This is a genomic window from Streptomyces lincolnensis (assembly GCF_001685355.1).
In the GTDB taxonomy this organism is placed as follows: domain Bacteria; phylum Actinomycetota; class Actinomycetes; order Streptomycetales; family Streptomycetaceae; genus Streptomyces; species Streptomyces lincolnensis.
Window position 1 is genome coordinate 10142463 of the sequence record NZ_CP016438.1, and the last position, 17616, is coordinate 10160078.

Below are 17616 nucleotides of genomic sequence, written 5' to 3' on the forward strand. Positions count from 1 at the left end.
CGGCCAAGACTGCCTCTGTCGGGGAATGCAGGAAGCCCACCCAGGTCGTGGGCAAGCGGCCGGGGGATAGGGGCGATCCCGGCCCCCTTCGAGCCAGGCCGCTACCGAGCTGCTGCGCCACGACGTCTGCCCCGATCGGTCACATGCGGATGAACGCGACCGGTTGTCGGGCCACGTCAGTGCCAGGCACAGGCGATCAGCTGTCCGCGGAGTGGGCGTCGGCAAGGGCCTCGCCGAAGAGCCGTCCGGCGAGTTCCAGGCAGCGCATCCGGGCAGGAGAGAAGTCGTAAGGCATCTTGGTGATCGCTGCGGCGGCACTCATCTCTGTGCCCTCCTCCCCTTTCAGGTCGGCGTCGTAGATCTCGAAGATCTTCTCCTCGGCCGCGTCGAGACCAGCTGCCTCGATGGCCTGATTCAGGGCCATTTGGTGAGCGCATCGCTGTACGGCGAGCTCTTCGACGCGCGGGTCGTCGGGTTCGACGCCGTCGTCGAGGGCGGCCTCGGCCGCCTCACGACGGTCCTCCTCGGCCCGCAGGTCGGGGTGGGTGGCCAGCACGATGAACGTGCTGGCCTGGATGGCGGCGCCCAGCGGCCCGAAGATCCGTTCCGTGACTAGCAGGGCGTCCAGATCGGAGGGTCGCAACGCGCCCGGGGGCAGGTGGCTGAGCCGGTCCGTGACCAGTTCGGAGAGCAGCCCCAGCGGGCTGCCCACCGCCTGCAGGCGCTGGACAGCCGCGCGCCGACGTTTGATGGCGGCTTCCTGCGCCGCCAAGGTTTTCTCCAGCCTGCTCAGGACCGACTCGATATCCGGGGCTTGGTCCAGGGCTTCGTCTCCGGCTTCGTCCCGGGCTTCGCCGAAGGCGGCCCGCATGTCGTCCAGGCTGATACCGGCATCAGCCATCTTGCGGATCCACAGCAGGCGGGTCATGTCGTCATAGCCGTAGCGGCGGCGGCCGTCCCCGCCGCGCTCGGGCTCCGGCAGCAGACCGATCTCGTGGTAGTGGCGGATGGCGCGTGGGGTGATCCCGGCGAACGCAGCGGCATCACCGATCTTGACTTGCCGGGGAGGCGTGGGGGAGGGGTACATCGCAGACAGAGCCTTTCGTGCTGTGGTGCCCCGACCCCACCACATGCCGCTACGGCATGTGCAACAACCCCATCCAGGTGCTACCGGGGCCAGGCCCTAGGCAGTTTCGTTTGGATCAGCGGGCGGACCAGAGGAAGATGCCTGCCACGTGGAGTCCGGCCAGGTGGATGGTTGCGGTCTTCTCGTAGCGGGTGGCGATCCCGCGCCACTGTTTGAGGCGGTTGATGCACCGCTCGACGGTGTTGCGCTGCTTGTAGGTCTCGCGGTCGAAGGCCGGCGGCCTGCCTCCGCGGCTGCCCTGTCGCAGCCGGTGGCCTCTCTGGTCCGCCGGGACCGGGATCACCGCCCGGATGCCGCGCTTGCGCAGGTGTTCCCGGATCGCGCGGGACGAATAGGCCTTGTCGGCAAGGATCACGTCCGGCCTGGTGCGGGGTCGTCCGCGCGGCCGGGGAATGCGCAGGCGGGCCATGACGTCCGGGAAGGCGGGCGCATCCCCGGCCTGCCCGGCGGTGAGATGGAAGGCCGGCGGCCGACAGCGGTCATCGGCGGCAAGGTGGATCTTCGTGGTCAGTCCGCCGCGGGAGCGGCCAATGGCGTGGTCGTCTGGTTCGCCGGCCGGGGCCCCTTTTTGCGGGCGCCGGCCGCGTGCTGGTGGGCCCGCACGATCGTGGAGTCCACCGAGACGGCCCAGTTGAGGTCCTCGTCCGCGTCGGCCTGGGCCATCAGCGCGGTGAACACCCGCTCCCAGGTACCGTCGACGGCCCACATGCCCGGCTTGAATCCAGCGCCGCCCTCGGACTTCGACCATGGCAAAGGCGTGCTCGGCCTGTTCCAGTGCCTCGCCGTGATGGCCGAGCTCGCCATCGATCTTGGCCACGGCGTCGAGCATCATGGCGCGGTCGATGCGATATCCGCCCCTCGTGTGGGGGAACAGGCCCTTGTACGCACCACCGCCGTGTCGGCGGGGACCACCATGGAGTCCTTCTTCAGCCTGCTGCAGAAGAACGTCCTCGACCGCCGATCGTGGGCCACCCGCGAGGAACTGCGGATCGCGATCGTGACCTGGATCGAGAGGACCTACCATCGACGCCGCAGACAAGCCTCGCTCGGTCGGCTGACCCCCGTCGAATTTGAGACCGTCATGACCACACCGGCCCTCCAGGCCGCGTGACCGAACCTGTCACCCAAAGCTGCACCAGCCCCCCTCGTCCTGCTTGCGCGAGCAGGACCGCACCATCTCTGAACGATCACGCAACGTCGTGGATGCATTACTGTCAAAGACTTGAAACATTCCTTGAACTCTCAAGCTGTCATGACATACTTACCTCCTGCGTGTGATCACCCTGGCTCGTTTGCGAGAGCGAATGTCTGTGAATGTGAGAAGTCATGTGCGGGAGCGGCCGTGAGCAGCCGACAGCGGGGACGCCCCGAGCGGCTGCTCGATCCCGACGCGGGGCCGGTGCAGCGCTTCGCCTACGAGCTGCGGTCACTGCGTGCGCGGGCCGGCTCCCCGTCGTACCGGACGATGTCCGAACAGGCCCGCGTCTCGGTGGCCGCCCTGTCGCGGGCGGCCTCGGGCGAGCGGCTGCCGTCAGTGGCGATCGTGCGCGCGTACGCGCAGGCCTGCGGGGCCAATCCGGACGAGTGGGAGAGCCGGCTGGCGGCGGCCGACGACGTCGCGGCCCGCGGAACCGAGGGCGGCGAGTCACCGTACAAGGGACTCGCCCAGTTCGAACCGGCCGACCAGGAGCTGTTCTTCGGCCGGGCCGAGCTCGCCGAGGACACGGTGAGGCTGATGAAGGAGCACCTGTTCGCGGTGCTCGTCGGCGCATCCGGCAGCGGCAAGTCCTCCCTGCTGCGGGCCGGCGTGCTGCCCCTGCTGGAGAAGGTCGTCCAGGAGGCGGGCTGTGCGGCGGAGTTGCGGCTGATCACACCCGGCTCGCGGCCGGTCGCCACGCACGGCCGGCTGCTGGCGCCGGGACCGGGCGAGCCGTACCGCATCGTCGTGGTCGACCAGTTCGAGGAGATCTTCACGCTCTGCCGCGACCGGGCCGAACGGTGGCTGTTCGTCGAGCAGTTGCTCGCCGCCAAGGACTCCGGCGGCCAGCTGCGCGTGGTCGTGGCGGTGAGCGCCGGCTTCCACGGCCGGTGCGCCGAGCACCCCGGCCTCGCCGAGGCACTGCGGCACACGAGCCTGACGGTCGGCCCGATGACCCGGGACCAACTGCGGGACGCCATCGTCAAACCGGCTACGGCGGCCGGCCTGCGGGTCGAACGGGAACTCACCGCCCGCATCGCCGAGGAGGTGTACGACCAGCCCGGCGCGCTGCCGCTGCTCTCGCACGCCCTGCGCGAGACCTGGCGCCGCAGACGCAGCGGGGTGCTGACGCTCGCTGCCTACGAGGAGGCGGGCGGCGTCCACGGAGCGATCGCCGCGGCGGCCGAGGAGGTCTACGGCGGCCTGTCGCCCGACCAGGCCGACACCGCCCGCCGGCTCCTGCTCGCCCTCATCGCCCCCGGCGACGGCACGCCCGACAGCCGCCGCCCGGTCAGACGGGCCGACCTGCGCGAATGGCCCGACCTCGAGGTGCCCTTCGTCCTCGAACGGCTCTCCCGGGCCCGGCTCGTCACCGTGGACGAGGAGAACGTCGAACTCGCCCACGAGGCCCTCATCACCGGCTGGCCCCGGCTTCAGTGCTGGCTCGAGGAGAGCCGCGGGCGGCTACGCATGCACCGCCACCTCACCGAGGCCGCCCGCAACTGGCAGGAGCACGGCCGCGACCCCGGCACCCTGTACCGGGGGATCAACCTCGCCCTGGCCGACGTGCTGTTCACCCGCGAAGGGCAGGACGACGACCTCACCGCACGGGAGCGCGCCTTTCTCAGCGCCTCTCGGGTGGCCCACCGCATGGAGCGCTGGACGGCCGCCCGGGTACAGCGCCACATGCGAAGACTCGTCGTGGCGCTCATCTGCGTCATGTGCGGGGTCCTGGTCGTCGGGCAGATCGCCTGGCACGAGAGCGACGTGGCGGAGAGGGAGCGCGGCCTGGCCGGAGCCCGCCAGGCCGCCGGCCTCGTCGGCGGGGAACGGGTGACCGATCCCCGCACCAGGACCCTGCTCAGCATCGCCGCCTGGCGGCTCGCCCCGCTGCCCGAGAGCCGCGCCGCCCTCGTCGACGCCCTCGCCGAACCCGAACGCGACGCCTTTACCGACCCCGACCAGAACGACGACACCCGCGACTTCCTCGCCGACTCCGGGCGCACCCTGCTCGGTGTCGGCGGCGGCCGGTGGTCGGCCTGGGACGTGGCCACACATCGCCGTACCGGATCGGGACGCCTGCCGGACCGTGCGGTGACCGCGGTCAGCCTCGACGGGCGGACCCTCGCCCTGGCCGGTACTGACGGTGACGGCGCCTCCCGGCTGTGGCGGCTGCCGGCGGGGACGGAGGACCCCGTTGGGTATCACGGGGCGGCCGACTCGGAGCTCGGCGTCGGCGCGTACGTCGTGAACGGCCCTGATACGACGGCGCAGTTGAGCGCGTTCACGGACGACCCGGTGGTGCTGGAGCGTTCCGCCGCAGGTGCCGCCAGTGTCATGGGCGTCGTCGTGCCGAGCGCGGACGGGCGCCTGGCGGCCGTGTGCGCGCAGGACCAGCCGCTCATGCTGCGGGACATCGTCCGCCACCGCACGGTCACCGGCGCCTGGCAGGACTCGTCGGCGGTGGACTGCTCGTCCGCCGCCCTCGTCTTCGACCGGGCCGGGATGCGCTTCGCGGCGGTCTCCGACGCTGCGATACGCGTCTGGGACACGGCCTCGGGCCGGGAGCTCGCGGACATCGCCCAACCCGGCGTGTCCCACCTCGCGTTCACCCCGGACGGGCGGTTCCTCGCGGTGGCCGGCCCGGACGGGACGACGGCCTGGCGCATATCGGCGGCGGGGGCGCCGGTGTTCCGCCACACCCCCTCCGACGGACCCGTCACCGCCCTCGCCTGGGATCCGGACGGCCCGACCCTGCGCTACCTGACCGGCGGCACCGTGCACTCCCTCGACCTCGCAGTGCCCCTCACCTCTCCGTGGCTCGAACGGCCGCTGGACCGCGAGACGTTCAGCCCGGACGGCCGCCTGCTGGCCGCCGCCGATCGGCACGGCGACCACTACCGCCTCAGCCTGCGCGACACCCGGACGGGTCGTGTCCTCGCCCGTCTGCCCTCACTCGCGGCAGCCGACGGCCGGAGTGGGGCCGGGGGCGTCGGGCCGCTGATGACGTTCAGTCCGGACAGGCGGGACTTCGCGTACGGCGTGGGGGAGCCGGGGGCGTCCGGCGCGCGGTTCGTCGTATGGAATGTGACCGATCACCGAGTGCGGGCGGTCGTTCAGCCTGGTGGATCGTCCCCGGTCCGCTCCATCGCGCTCACCCCGGGCGGCGGGAAGCTGCTCCTCTCCCGGGCGACGGCGGCCGGCTCGCCCACCGGAGAGGTGTGGAACACCGCCCGCGGAACGCGGACCGACCGGCCCGAAGCTCTGACCGCGACCCTGAAGTCCGCCCTGGCCTCCGGTTTCACCGGCCCGGCCTCCGCGCTGCCGTTCGGCCTGGACACCGGCGTACCGCTCGGCCCGGACGGCGGCGCGGAGGTTCTCGCTCTCAGCCCCGACGGCGTCCGCCTCGCCACCGGTGGCGGCTTCGGCAGCGTCACGGTCTGGCACGGCCGTACCGAACGCCACCGGGAGGCCGTCATCCCGCCCGTCGCCGGAGTGGCCGGCGACGGAGCGATCGGCGCCCGTGTCACCGCGCTCGCCTTCAGCCCCGACGGCCGCACTCTCGCGGTGGGTTACGCCTCCGGCGCGCTCCGGCTGTGGGACACCGCCACCCGGCAGCCTCTCGGTGGCAGCCTCAACACGCCCGGCGAGGCGATCCGCTCGCTCGCCTTCGACGGGCACGGCGACTCCATCCACGCCAGCAGCGCCCACGTCCCTGTCCAGCGGTACACGGTCGGACCCTCGCAGGTCGTCACCCAGCTCTGTGCGCGCGCCGGCCGCAACCTGACCGCCGACGAATGGCGGACCTACCTCCCCGATGTGCCCTACCGGCGCCTGTGCGGCGTGTCCGGCACCGCCGACCCGGTCGCGGAAGTCGGCCCCGCCGCAGCCGCTTCGCCGAAGCCGACCGGGACTCCGGCGCCGACGCGCACCACCTCGTCGCCGCTCGCCGCTCGGCGGCACGCGTCCCGGAAGCCCGGCGCGTCCGCGCACGGCATCGTGACGCCCAAGGCCGAGGCACATCCGCGCTCCGGGCCATGGAAGACGGCACGACGGCCGCTCGCAGGAAAGGCCCCCGATTAATGGAGCGTGAACGGGTCGTAACATGGCCCGTTTGCGACCCTCAATGGGTTGTTTACGCCTCTGGCCTGCATTGATAGACAAATCCAGGGCGCCAAGAGTGGGGCTCACCCGGTTCGCTGCACCCCCCGGTCAGTGAAACCGGCGGGCAGCCGACGGCGATCCCGTCGGCTGCCCGGAAAACAGACCGACCGCTTCATCCCTCACTCGCTGGAGTCACCGATGGCATTCGCCCGCCGCAAGACCTCCTCCTCGTCCCCCAAGCGCACCCTCCGCACCGCCGGAGCCGTCGCGGCCCTCGCCCTCGGCGCCTCGCTGATGGCCGCCCCGCAGGCCTCCGCCGCCGACAGCCCCTCCACGAAGCAGCTGCTGGATGCGTGTGGCCACACCACGGACCTCTGCGAGTTCCACGCCACCGACTACTGGACCTACACCGGTCCCAAGCACCAGGTCGGCGACACCGCCTACAACTGCGGGAGCCTGACCAACCCGCACACCGTCGGCGGGATGGACACGACCGGCTCGACCAACACCCTCGGCATCTCGATCAGCGCCGAGTACAAGTGGTTCGAGACGTTCTCCACCGAGGTCACGGCCACCTACAGCCACAGCTGGGTGGCCTCGCACACCGACACCGTGACCGACACCGTCAACATCCCGGCCGGCTACAAGGGCTGGATCGAGCGCGGCACCTCCAAGCAGCAGGCCAAGGGCTGGTACGAGCTGCACTTCGGCAAGCGCTACTACGGCCACTACATCTGGTACATCAACAACTACCAGTCGGCCGGCTTCAACGCCGACCAGCCCAAGAAGGGCTATGTCAACTACAGGGACGCGAAGATGACCTCGGGCGAGCGCTCAGCCCACTGCCGCTGAGCCAGGACGGACAACGGCATGTGGTGCTCCGCGACCTCGACAACCCGCTTCCGCTCCCGGCTCCGGCTCGCTGCCGCCGCCCTATGCTCGCTGGTCCTCCTGACCGGCTGTGCGGCGGGGGCGACGAGCAAGCCCGACACCGTGTACGCGGACGCTGTCGGACCGACGGTGATCGGCACCGACACCTCGGCGGAGAGCCGGGTGGTGGCGGCCATGTACGGCGAACTCCTCACCGGGGCCGGGCAGAAGGTGCGGATGGCGACGACGAGCTACGCCTCGCCCTCCGCCACCGCCAAGGCCGTAGTGGCGGGCAGGGTCGGGCTGGCACCGGCATACGAGAGCACCCTGCTGCGCACGTTCCCGGGCGGGGACACCCTGCCCGGGAACTCGTCGGCGACGCTGAGCATGGCGTTGCCGATGGGCATCACCGCCCTGCCCCCGGCCGCGGCCGACCGCGGTGTCGTCCTCGCGGTCACCAGGGCCGCCGCCCGGGCCCACGACCTGCACAGCCTCGCCGACCTCCCCAAGGCCGGCAGCCGCCTCACCCTCGGCGGCGCCGCCTCGAAGGACCCCGACGCCCCGACACCCTCGTCAATGAAGAAGGCGTACGGCGTCACTCTCACCACCGCCGGCACCTCGGCCACCGCCGACGTACTGGCCCTGCGCAGCACGGACCCGTCCCTCACCGAGGACAAGCTGGTCGTGCTGACCGACCCCGAGGCCGTCATCCCGCCCGAGCACGTCTTCCCTCTCATCCAGGCCCCGTACGCGGACCTGGCCGCGAGAAAAGCCCTGGCCCGAGTCAACTCGGCGCTGACGACAGATCAGTTGGCCGCGCTCGCCTCCTCCGTCGACGCGGGCGAGTCCCCCGCGAAGGCGGCGCGGACCTGGCTGCGCTCCAAAGGGCTGCTCAGCTGATCCCCCCTCACCCGAACAGAATGGTGACAGTGAAATGCGTGACGTCAGAAGGAAGTTCGCCGTAACCGCGCTCACGGCGGCCGCCGTCCTCGGCGGCCTGGCCCTCCCCACAACGGCCAGCGCCGCCGACGGGGTCCCCGCCGTACAGATCACGGTCTGCAACGACTCGAACTCGAACCTGCAGTTCTGGGTCAGGGGCTACAACCAGCGCAACGAGTGGGACGACTCCCCGGTCTGGGACGCCTACGCCCACACCTGCGCCACCATGTGGGACTACTGGTGGAAGAAGAACTCCTCGGTCGAACTCCACTACCAGTTCGGCAGCGGCGCCTGGAAGTGGAAGCAGCAGTACGTCCCGAATACGAAGGGCCGGACGACGACGTTCCACATGTCGTAGACCGCATGGGCGGGACTCGAAAGGGTCCCGCCCATGCTGCTCGTCGAGACGGCATGGGCGGACACCCGTACAGAGATGAGCACCCGCACTCATTCCTGAGCGCGCCCCCGGTCCACCGCGGAGAACACCCCTCACGGACCGATCCGCAGGGACCCGCCATGTCGAACGCCTCCCGCCCGTTCCCCTCTCCCACGGCTGCGCCGACTACTCGCCACTGCGACGTCCTGGCCGCCGAAGGCAAGGAACGCGCCCGCATCCGCGGCGAGAAAGGCACCCGATGGGGCGGACGCCCCCCCCACAACCGCAGCCTGATCCAGCCCGGAGAACCTACGCGGTCGCAGCACTAGGCAGTTTCGTTTGGATCAGCTGGTCGTTGGTCCGGGTGTGTCGTTGAGTGATGCGCAGTGTGCGCGGATCGAGCTGTTGCTCCCGGACCGGACGCCAAAGCGGGGTGGTCGCTGGCGTGATCACCGGGAGGTGATCGACGCGATCGCCTTCAAGTTCCAGACCGGAACGCAGTGGGTGCATCTGCCAGAGAAGTACGGTAACTGGCGCGGCGTCTACAACCGGCTGCGTATGTGGGCCGTCGACGGTACCTGGGAGCGGGTGTTCACCGCGCTGATGGCCCAGGCCGACGCGGACGAGGACCTCAACTGGGCCGTCTCGGTGGACTCCACGATCGTGCGGGCCCACCAGCACGCGGCCGGCGCCCGCAAAAAGGGGCCCCGGCCGGCGAACCAGACGACCACGCCATTGGCCGCTCCCGCGGCGGACTGACCACGAAGATCCACCTTGCCGCCGATGACCGCTGTCGGCCGCTGGCCTTCCATCTCACCGCCGGGCAGGCCGGGGATGCGCCCGCCTTCCCGGACGTCATGGCCCGCCTGCGCATTCCCCGGCCGCGCGGACGACCCCGCACCAGGCCGGACGTGATCCTTGCCGACAAGACACCCCATGCAGCTTTCGGGTCAAGCAGCTGCCGAGAGTGGAGCTGGGGCGAAGGTGCTGAAGGCGACTGATTCGTCGAACTTCTGGCGATTGGTCAGGCAGTGGTGGAGCTGGCCGAGCATGCGGTTGAACAGATCGCGGAGGGCCGCGTGATAGTGGTCGCCGGTGTCCCGTCGGCGGTTGTAGTGGTCGTGTGCGCCGGGGGAAGCGGTCAGCGCGGCGAATGCCCAGTGCCGGCCGGTCGCGGCCAGTCGGTTGTTCTTGATCCTGCGGTGGGCGACGTGGCGGCTCTTGCCGGACTGCCGGGTCACGGGTGCACTTCCCGCATAAGCCTTCAGATTGCCGGCGTGAGTGAACCGGGCGCGGTCGTCGCCGATCTCGGCGAGGATCCGTGCGCCAGTGAGTGTGGCCAGGCCGGGGAAGCTCGTGATGATCTCGGCATCAAGCCGCGGCAGGACCACCCGGCGACCTAATAGAAGCGCTCTCGGGCGCACCACCCCATCAGCCGTCCGTGGTCCCAGCCCTGCCCAAAGTCCTCGCTCTCGTGAAGAGCTCGAAGGCTCTGGCCAATTGGGAGGTGGCTCTGGGAACGGCTCGAATCACGGCACGGTACGGCGACTGGAGTCGACATGGCAGGGGCCTGAACCGCGTCCGTCTTGTCGAAGCACTCCTGGCGCCGCGTATATCCCAGACGTCTCGCTCTGGCCCCTGCCGACCGGCCCAACCGGCCAACCCACGTGCCTATTAGGCCTATTCGTCCCGCGCGATCCGGGAACACCTGCGCAAGCGCGGCATCCGGGCGGTGATCCCGGTCCCGGCGGACCAGAGAGGCCACCGGCTGCGACAGGGCAGCCGCGGAGGCAGGCCGCCGGCCTTCGACCGCGAGACCTACAAGCAGCGCAACACCGTCGAGCGGTGCATCAACCGCCTCAAACAGTGGCGCGGGATCGCCACCTGCTACGAGAAGACCGCAACCATCCACCTGGCCGGACTCCACGTGGCAGGCATCTTCCTCTGGTCCGCCCGCTGATCCAAACGAAACTGCCTAGCTACCGCCGGGACCGATCAAGAACGACGAACCATCCGGGAACGCAGAGTGACCACCGGCGGCCAGATAGCTCCCCGCCCAGTGGCCGCCGCTGGGGAATTCCCACTACTGACCTTGTTGGCGTGATGTCGTCAAGGTCAGTAGCCGTTGTGAGCCTTGATTGGTGCGGCCGACCTTGCGGCCTGCTCGATCTTCGCGCAGTAGGCTGCACGGGCTTCCTCGTCGATCTGCTTCTCGTTTTCGGCGCGCACCCCGGTCCGGCCGTCGATGCCTTCGCGCAAGATATCGGCGTGCCCGGCATGCCGGATGGACTCGCCGAGGACATGGACCATGATGGCGAACAGGTTCGTGTTGGGATAAGGCTCCGACCACCACGGCACGTGGCCGGGGGCGTCGAGGGGAAGCTCGTTGATCGTCGCGTCCGAGTGTTCCCACGTGCGCCGGTAGAACCCGATGATCTGATCGCGGGTCTCGTCCTCGGTCGCCCACAGATCGCTGCCGTCGGAGTCCTGCCACCGGGACAGCGGTTCCGGGGAAGGGCGGTCGAAGACCTCGCCGAAGTACCTGGCCTCGACGGTGGCCACGTGCTTGACCAGGCCGAGGAGGTTGGTCCCGGTCGGTGTCAAGGGTCGGCGGGCGTCGTATTCGGACAAGCCGTCGAGTTTCCAGAGCAGCGCCCTGCGGTCCCGCCGAAGTCTCCCGTGCAGGTTGTCTTTCGCGAATTCATCGATCATGCGGCATGAGCCTGCCATGGGGTGCTCGCGGTCTCAAGATCCCGTACGTGGTCCGCAACGACTGGCAGAGCCCACGCCTGGCCATCGCCGCCTCGCTGACCGCGCCGGTGACTGGAACCCCGCCGTCGAGGGCGTGCTCACGCACCCGGTCTGCGACCTGTTGGTCATGGACCGGGTCATCCTGGAGTCTGGGTGGCGCGGGGCGGGACTGGGACCGGTTCTCGTGGGTTCAGCGATCCGGCGCCTGGCGCAGGGGGTGTGCTGCGGTCGCGTGCGAGCCTGGTTCCGCCGACGGATGTGAACTGACCGCGGATCAACACAGGGAAAGCCGTTATGGCACTGGGCCGGGTCTGGTGGCGGATCGGCTTCGAGCCTTTCCAAGACGGTGTGCGTCTCCTGGACTGTCACGCGCAGCGGACCGAGGACCTTCTCGCCGAGCAGCAGGGGATTTGCGTGCTGCGCCAGGCATGGCGGAAGCATCACCAGCCGTAGGCGCGCGGTGATGCGCAGGCGGGTGGCGCCGGGAGGTGAGACCCCCGGCGCCACCCGATCCCGCTCCGCGGGCCGCGCTGGCGGCGAACGGCAAGGCCGTGAACCTGCACCAGGCGATGGACCGTTGAGCGAAGCGGCTACCACCAAGCGGTGCAGGTGATCGCCGTGCCGTCGCCGGAGTCGCCGCAGGCCCGCATCACCTGTCCGTTGCGGTCGCGCCAGGCCTCGGTGTGCACGCTGGTTCCCGCGTCCACCCTCCGCAGGCCCAGCTGCGGCTCCCACGTACGCCCGCCGTTACTGCTGCGGTCCACCCAGACGTGCATGCCGATGGCGCCGTTGGTGACACGGCCCCAGGCACAGGTGTTGTCCCCCCTGCCGTTGTACCTCAGCTCGAAGAACTGGCCCTTGGCCCCGGTCGCGGCCGCGGCGGTCCCGGACACCACGTTGGTGTTGCAGCCGTCCGCGGCGCTTGCGGGGGCGGCTGCGGACATGGCGAGCAGCCCGGTGGTCATCGCCAGCGCCGAGACGGTGGCCGCGACCTTCTTGTTCACGCGCATAGTGTTCTGTTCCCCTTTGGGAGCCCTGAGGCCTTTGTGGTCGAGGCCTGAAGTCTCGGCCGTGGCAGGGGCGCGTAACCACCGTGGAAAACTGGGGTTGACGTGCCCACAACGTGCCTGCTAAAGCGGCTACTTCGGAACGGGGGGGGTGTGCTCGCGCCGCAGTAGGGGCACGATCATCAGCCGGGTGTCCTGGCAGCTCAGCGCGGCCGGTGGCTCACAACCGGGTGAGCCAGGGAGCCGCGCTGCCCGGAGCCTCTGGAAACAGACGGGCGAGCACCCGCGAGCAGAGACAGGAGGGCAGGGGCCAGGCAAGCCCGAAGCCTTCCGCCACGTCGTGCATGTGCACCAGCGTCTCTTTCAACGCCAACGCTGCGAAGCCCTCAGGATCCGACACCCCGGCGGCGTGGTGGGCGCGGACCTGGGCGGCGTCGTACGCACCATGGCGACCAGCGGCTGCTGTGCTCGACGAGGATCGGCACTTAGTCGGGGATACGAGCGTTGCTGAGCGGCTGGCAGCGGTCCTGCACTGCACCAATCCCGCACGATTGCAGGCGTCAACAGGTGGGCGTAGGAGGCCGTCAGCCGGGGACCCGGTCGCGCACGGCGCCCATGGTCGTGTGAATCCGCCGCCCGGTGCGTGGATTCCGGGGACCTCCCGTGCGGCGGTCCCGGCGATCTTCTCCACCACCGCGTCCCCGACCGTTCGGTTCCGTCATACGAAGCCACCTCCTCAGGCAGTCGACGGACTGCCGTGCCTGCGCGGCTGATTCTGGGACCGCAGGGCTTCGGGCCGTCCGCCGGATCGGGTGGAGGACTATGCTGCTGTACGGACGTCCCAGACCCCGGCGGCTTGTCGTTGCTCGATACAGATGGCTGCGGGGAGCGGATCTTTCGTCCGTCACCCGGCGCATCCCTGGAGGGAACTGGGTGGGTTCGTTGTCCTGTCGTACAGGATGTGGGCCCGGCCGATGCCCACCTTCGTCGAATGTCCACTCCTGCCAGGAGCGCGCCAGGAGGGCCGGGAATCCCGGCGTCACCGCGCGCTGCCGGATGGTCTTCTGAACCCGAGGCGCCATGCCCTTCCCACAGCTCACCGTCCACCGCCATGACCGACGGAACCGGGTGCTGATCACCCTGGCCGGTGAGATCGACCTGGAATCGGCCCCGCTGGTGAGCATCTCACTGGAGCGGTGCCGGCACGACGGCATCCGCATCGTCGACGTCGACCTCACCTCAGTCACCTTCTGCGACTGCAGCGGCCTCAACGTCTTCCTGGACGCCGCGCAGAAGACCACCGCGGCAGGCGGCACCTTGCGGCTGCACCACCCGCCACCGACGCTGGGCCGGCTACTGGACCTCACCGGTTGCGGGTTCCTGCTCCTTGGTCCTCCGCCCGGGCATCTCGCACCTCCTATCGGGGATGTGCCGGCCCCGACCGCCGAGAGCCCGCCCCACCGGCCCGTTCCGCTGGACTCCATCCTCTCGGGTGACACACGGTGACGGCCCGGACGGAGCGGGGACAGCAGCGCGAGCCCCGTGGCGGCGAGTCGGCCACCATGGACGCGGTGCGGTTGCGTCGGGTGAACCGCTGGCAGGTGCAGGCCGTGAGCGGGGAGCTCGCGGATCTGTACGTGGACTCCCGCGAGGCATCTCCGCGTGCGGCGTATCGCCCTCCCGGCCGGCGGGGCTTTCTGAACCGTCTCACCGCCGAGATCCGTCGGCCGGGGTTCGCCATGGTGATCGCGGAGACGGACGGCCTGGTGGGATGCGCTTTCGGATTCCCGGTGCGCAGCGACGGCTTCTGGTGGCCCGGGTTCGACGGGGCTCTGCCGCGCGGCGAGCAACTCACTCGGGCGGGCGGAGTCTTCGCGATCACCGACATTCTGGTCCGCCCGCACCCGCAGGATCAGGAGCAGGCCGTGGCCCGGCGGTTGCAGGAGCGGCTGCTGACCGACCAGGGTGTGGCGGTCGGCGCCACCCTGGTGGACCGGTCCGATCACCCTGCCCTCGCGGCGCTCCGCTCCTGGGGATGGCTGGACGTGGGGGACATTTGGAGGCCGATCAGCGCCACGCTGCTCCGGGCGTTGGTCCTTCCGGTCGGGGAGCGAACCGGGGCGCGGTCGGCGGGACTTGACCACGATGCCTCGGCCGGGTGGCCCGGATGAGGCCCGACGGCCGCTCGGCGCGGATTCAGGCGCTGGTCGCCGTGCAGGCGGCGCGGCGCGGTGCCCGGGTCGGTGTGGTGGACGTGTGCACCGCTGCCGTGGCCGCGCTCCCGGTCGGCGGGGCCGGCGTGTCGGCGATGTCCCGGACCACGGCGAGCCATCCGCTGTGCAGCACCGACGACATCAGCGAACAACTGGAGGAGTTGCAGCTCATGCTGGGCGAGGGGCCCTGCGTGGACGCCTTCGTCCATGGCTCGGCGATCCTCACCCCCGATCTGCTGGCCGGCGCGTTGCCGGACCGCTGGGTCGTGTTCGCGGATGCGGCCCTGGACGCCGGGGCACGCGCCGTCTTCGCGCTCCCCTTGCAGATGGGGGCGATCAGCCCGGGAGTCCTGGACCTGTACGCCGACGTGCCGACCGTGCTGGACACCGAGGAACTGGCCGACGCCCTGGCCTTCGCCGATCTCGCGACGCTGCTCCTGATCGATGCGCGGATCGAGGAGACGGGCGCACCGGTCGACGGAGCACTGAAAGACCGCGGCTTGGAGGATCTGGGGGGATACCGGGCGGAGATCGACCAGGCAACCGGCATGCTCACCGCCCAGCTCGGCGTCGGCATCGACGAAGCCTTCGTCCGGCTGCGCGCCTACGCCTTCGTACAAGGACGTCGGCTCGCAGGCGTCGCCGCCGACGTGGTGGCCCGCAGGCTCCGCTTCTCCCCAGCCACGGAACCCGGACGGACCGACGGGGAGACCTGATGTACCGGTGCCGTCCGGCGAACGTGCCGCGCTTCCCGCCCCTTCCCGGCGGGACTAGTCTCCATCGAGGGTGACACGATGAATCAGCAGCTCCTGGCCAAGACCTTCGTCGAGCTGGCGGACAACCTGGTCGCCGACTTCGATCTGATCGACTTCCTACGTCTGCTCACCGACCGCTGCGTCGGCATGCTCGGCGCGAGTGCCGCCGGGGTGCTGCTCGCGGACCGCGACGGCAAACTCCGCGTGATGGCCGCCTCCGACGAACAGGTACGCCTGCTGGAACTCTTCCAGCTCCAGAACGACGAGGGCCCCTGTCTGGAGTGCTACCGCACCGGAACACCGGTGATCGTCCCCGACCTGACCCGGGAGGTCGACCGCTGGCCACGCTTCGTCACAGCGGCCCACCGCAGCGGCTTCGGAGCGGTCCAGGCACTGCCCATGCGCCTGCGGGACGAGACCGTCGGTGCGCTGAACCTCTTCCGCGCCGACCCGGGCCCCTTCGATCCCGCCGCCACCCTCATCGGCCAGGCCCTGGCCGACGTCGCCACCATCAGCCTCCTGCAACAACGCTCCACCCACCGCAGCACCGTCCTCAACGAACAACTGCAGACCGCATTGAACAGCCGCGTACTGATCGAACAGGCCAAGGGCAAACTCGCCGAACGCCAGGGCATCGACATGGAACAGGCGTTCACCGCGCTGCGCGGCTACGCCCGCGCCCACAACCGCCGCCTGTCCGATGTGGCCCGCGCCTTCATCGACGACTCCGAACCCCTCCCCGACCTGGGGGCCTGACCCAGCCCCGCATCGGGGCGCGCGGTCCGTACGGCCGCCGCCGCACCGCGGCGGCGGCCGTACGTGGCGCGAGGCTGGGAGGCCCCCCTCCACCGTGTCCTCGCGCGCTGGTCCTCCGCGGCGGCGGGACTTGGTGAGAACACCCCGTCTGGAAATGCCGGGAGGACTGAGGCTGGAGCCGCGCACTCGGGCGATGCGGCTCCAGCCGGGCCTGGTTTCCGACTCGGGGGCAGGGAGCCTGGATGGGAGGACCTGCTGGTGTTTGACACGCTCGCAGTGCCGTCTTCCCTGCCTGGAGCGTAGAGCAGATACCGGCGAAGCGGAACAGGGCCGTTCACAGGCGCCGCCCGTGCATCCGGGATGTCGTCACGCGGTCCTGCTCGGAACGCGGGGCTCGGCCCTCACCTGGTCGTGCAGACGGGCGCAGGTGCGAGTGATCAGACGAGAGACGTACATCTGGGAGATACCGAGCTGCAGACCGATGCGGGCCTGCGTCATCTCGCAAAAGAACCTCATGTACAGGATCTGGCGTTCGCGTTCGGGCAGGGCCCGCAGCAGGGGGCGTAGCGCCTCACGGTCGATCACCAGGTCGAAGCCGGGCTCCATGCGACCCAGGGTGTCGGTCAGCGGGTAACTGTCCGCGGAGCGGCCGGGCAGGGCGTCCAGGGACTGGGCGGTGAAGCTCTCCAGCGCCCCCTGGCCCAGCCGTACGTCCGCCTCGGTCAGCCCGGTGTGTGCGGCGATCTCGTGGACCGCGGGTATCACTCCGCCCAACGAAGCACTCAGCTCATGGCCGGCGGAGCGGACCCGGCCACGCAGCTCCTGTACGCGCCGCGGCACATGCACGATCCAGAGTTCGTCACGGAAGTGCCGCTTCACCTCGCCGAGGATTGTCGGGATGGCAAAGCTCGGGAAGGCGGTGCCGAGACCCGGGTCGAAGCGGGACACCGCCTTGACCAGGCCCAGTTGGGCGACCTGCTGGAGGTCCTCGAAGGTCTCACCGCGATGGCGGAAACGCCGGGCCAGCCGAACGGCCATCGGCATCCAGGCGCACACCACATCCTGGCGCAGCGCGGACCGCTCCGGGCCCTCCGGCAGCGCGGCGATACGGCGGAAGGCCGCGTCGGTGTCCGGTGCGTCGGCGTAGCGGTGCGCGCTGCGTGGGCCCTGCGTGCGTCCGTACGGCATGGGCACGTGCCTCCCTGATCGGTGGCGTCACTCACCGTGGGAGCCGGCCGACCGCAGCACACAGGGGAGCAGCGAGAACCGCTCCCACGGAGGTGCCTCCGGTCTGAAGCACCGCGGACGGGTTCCCGGGCAGCCCGCTTTCAAACAGGCTTCCGCGCCCCGACCGCGGCTGCCCACGGAGGACATACGGCACTACCGTTCAGCTGCGTGCGCCCCAGCGGCCCCGCGCTCCCAACGGGCCCCGGGGCGGCGCCGATCCGGGGCTATGGTGGGTACAGACGTCCCGGACCCCGGCGCCGCACCCATCGGACC

General features: G+C 70.2%; 13 protein-coding genes and 6 pseudogenes. 11 read left to right on the top strand and 8 right to left on the bottom strand.

What is annotated here, in order from left to right; genetic code table 11:
• Positions 1–196: 196 nt before the first annotated feature.
• From SLINC_RS44605 to SLINC_RS49825, 3 genes and pseudogenes are all read right to left on the bottom strand, one after another.
• Positions 197–1087: a MerR family transcriptional regulator gene (locus SLINC_RS44605; protein WP_067444329.1), complete on the bottom strand. Its 891-nt coding sequence runs from the start codon at positions 1085–1087 to the stop codon at positions 197–199.
• A 115-nt stretch (positions 1088–1202) separates the two neighbouring features.
• A pseudogene (locus tag SLINC_RS49820) lies at positions 1203–1679 on the bottom strand (IS5 family transposase); the annotation flags it as partial.
• Positions 1655–1855, bottom strand: a complete 201-nt coding sequence (locus tag SLINC_RS49825; protein WP_237282097.1) for a hypothetical protein — start codon at positions 1853–1855, stop codon at positions 1655–1657. The gene SLINC_RS49825 and the pseudogene SLINC_RS49820, both read right to left, overlap by 25 nt.
• Before the next feature lie 202 nt (positions 1856–2057).
• Between SLINC_RS49825 and SLINC_RS46935 the strand changes: the two are divergent.
• The 6 genes and pseudogenes from SLINC_RS46935 to SLINC_RS49830 form a co-directional block, all read left to right on the top strand.
• Positions 2058–2258: pseudogene (locus SLINC_RS46935) on the top strand (IS3 family transposase); the annotation flags it as partial.
• 231 nt (positions 2259–2489) lie between these two features.
• Entirely contained in the window at positions 2490–6428 is a 3939-nt protein-coding gene (locus tag SLINC_RS44625; protein WP_067444338.1) for an nSTAND1 domain-containing NTPase, read from the top strand.
• Between the two features lie 219 nt (positions 6429–6647).
• Positions 6648–7301 (top strand): hypothetical protein, encoded by a 654-nt coding sequence (locus tag SLINC_RS44630; RefSeq protein ID WP_067444341.1) that lies wholly within the window; start codon positions 6648–6650, stop codon positions 7299–7301.
• 18 nt (positions 7302–7319) lie between these two features.
• A complete protein-coding gene (locus SLINC_RS44635) occupies positions 7320–8219 on the top strand; it encodes an ABC transporter substrate-binding protein (RefSeq protein ID WP_067444344.1) in 900 nt (299 codons plus the stop codon).
• A gap of 34 nt (positions 8220–8253) precedes the next feature.
• Positions 8254–8616 carry a hypothetical protein gene (locus tag SLINC_RS44640; protein WP_067444346.1) on the top strand — a complete coding sequence of 121 codons (363 nt, stop codon included), beginning with the start codon at positions 8254–8256 and terminating at the stop codon, positions 8614–8616.
• Between the two features lie 384 nt (positions 8617–9000).
• A pseudogene (locus SLINC_RS49830) lies at positions 9001–9563 on the top strand (IS5 family transposase); the annotation flags it as partial.
• 21 nt (positions 9564–9584) lie between these two features.
• On the opposite strand, the pseudogene SLINC_RS44650 reads toward SLINC_RS49830, so the two are convergent.
• Positions 9585–10007, bottom strand: a pseudogene (locus SLINC_RS44650) (transposase); the annotation flags it as partial.
• A 305-nt stretch (positions 10008–10312) separates the two neighbouring features.
• Between SLINC_RS44650 and SLINC_RS44655 the strand changes: the two are divergent.
• Positions 10313–10594, top strand: a pseudogene (locus SLINC_RS44655) (transposase); the annotation flags it as partial.
• A 155-nt stretch (positions 10595–10749) separates the two neighbouring features.
• Here SLINC_RS44655 and SLINC_RS44660 read toward each other — a convergent pair.
• The 3 genes and pseudogenes from SLINC_RS44660 to SLINC_RS49835 all read right to left on the bottom strand — a co-directional run.
• Complete coding sequence (locus SLINC_RS44660) at positions 10750–11346, bottom strand: DinB family protein (RefSeq protein ID WP_067444358.1); 597 nt, start codon at positions 11344–11346, stop codon at positions 10750–10752.
• Positions 11347–11975: 629 nt separating this feature from the next.
• A complete protein-coding gene (locus SLINC_RS44670; RefSeq protein WP_159425421.1) occupies positions 11976–12389 on the bottom strand; it encodes a glycosyl hydrolase in 414 nt (137 codons plus the stop codon).
• A gap of 226 nt (positions 12390–12615) precedes the next feature.
• Positions 12616–12848: pseudogene (locus SLINC_RS49835) on the bottom strand (hypothetical protein); the annotation flags it as partial.
• 624 nt (positions 12849–13472) lie between these two features.
• Here SLINC_RS49835 and SLINC_RS44675 point away from each other — a divergent pair.
• From SLINC_RS44675 to SLINC_RS44690, 4 genes are all read left to right on the top strand, one after another.
• Positions 13473–13898 carry an STAS domain-containing protein gene (locus tag SLINC_RS44675; protein WP_067444365.1) on the top strand — a complete coding sequence of 142 codons (426 nt, stop codon included), beginning with the start codon at positions 13473–13475 and terminating at the stop codon, positions 13896–13898.
• On the top strand, positions 13895–14563 hold the full coding sequence (locus tag SLINC_RS44680) for a hypothetical protein (protein ID WP_237282042.1): 669 nt from the start codon (positions 13895–13897) through the stop codon (positions 14561–14563). Before SLINC_RS44675 ends, SLINC_RS44680 begins: the two co-directional genes overlap by 4 nt.
• Positions 14560–15321: an ANTAR domain-containing protein gene (locus SLINC_RS44685; RefSeq protein ID WP_067446541.1), complete on the top strand. Its 762-nt coding sequence runs from the start codon at positions 14560–14562 to the stop codon at positions 15319–15321. The genes SLINC_RS44680 and SLINC_RS44685 overlap by 4 nt, the downstream gene beginning before the upstream one ends.
• A gap of 78 nt (positions 15322–15399) precedes the next feature.
• Positions 15400–16116, top strand: a complete 717-nt coding sequence (locus SLINC_RS44690) for a GAF and ANTAR domain-containing protein (RefSeq protein ID WP_067444368.1) — start codon at positions 15400–15402, stop codon at positions 16114–16116.
• Positions 16117–16482: 366 nt separating this feature from the next.
• On the opposite strand, the gene SLINC_RS44695 is transcribed toward SLINC_RS44690, so the two are convergent.
• Positions 16483–17304, bottom strand: a complete 822-nt coding sequence (locus tag SLINC_RS44695; RefSeq protein ID WP_067444371.1) for a SigB/SigF/SigG family RNA polymerase sigma factor — start codon at positions 17302–17304, stop codon at positions 16483–16485.
• Positions 17305–17616: the final 312 nt, after the last annotated feature.

Excerpts from the sequence above, each read along its gene's own strand:
- SLINC_RS44690 (WP_067444368.1), top strand. The coding sequence starts at position 15,400 with ATGAATCAGCAGCTCCTGGCCAAGACCTTCGTCGAGCTGGCGGACAAC.
- SLINC_RS44675 (WP_067444365.1), top strand. The coding sequence starts at position 13,473 with ATGCCCTTCCCACAGCTCACCGTCCACCGCCATGACCGACGGAACCGG.
- SLINC_RS44630 (WP_067444341.1), top strand. The coding sequence starts at position 6,648 with ATGGCATTCGCCCGCCGCAAGACCTCCTCCTCGTCCCCCAAGCGCACC.
- SLINC_RS44635 (WP_067444344.1), top strand. The coding sequence starts at position 7,320 with ATGTGGTGCTCCGCGACCTCGACAACCCGCTTCCGCTCCCGGCTCCGG.
- SLINC_RS44685 (WP_067446541.1), top strand. The coding sequence starts at position 14,560 with ATGAGGCCCGACGGCCGCTCGGCGCGGATTCAGGCGCTGGTCGCCGTG.
- SLINC_RS44660 (WP_067444358.1), bottom strand. The coding sequence starts at position 11,346 with ATGATCGATGAATTCGCGAAAGACAACCTGCACGGGAGACTTCGGCGG.
- SLINC_RS49825 (WP_237282097.1), bottom strand. The coding sequence starts at position 1,855 with ATGTGGGCCGTCGACGGTACCTGGGAGCGGGTGTTCACCGCGCTGATG.
- SLINC_RS44695 (WP_067444371.1), bottom strand. The coding sequence starts at position 17,304 with ATGCCGTACGGACGCACGCAGGGCCCACGCAGCGCGCACCGCTACGCC.
- SLINC_RS44640 (WP_067444346.1), top strand. The coding sequence starts at position 8,254 with ATGCGTGACGTCAGAAGGAAGTTCGCCGTAACCGCGCTCACGGCGGCC.
- SLINC_RS44605 (WP_067444329.1), bottom strand. The coding sequence starts at position 1,087 with ATGTACCCCTCCCCCACGCCTCCCCGGCAAGTCAAGATCGGTGATGCC.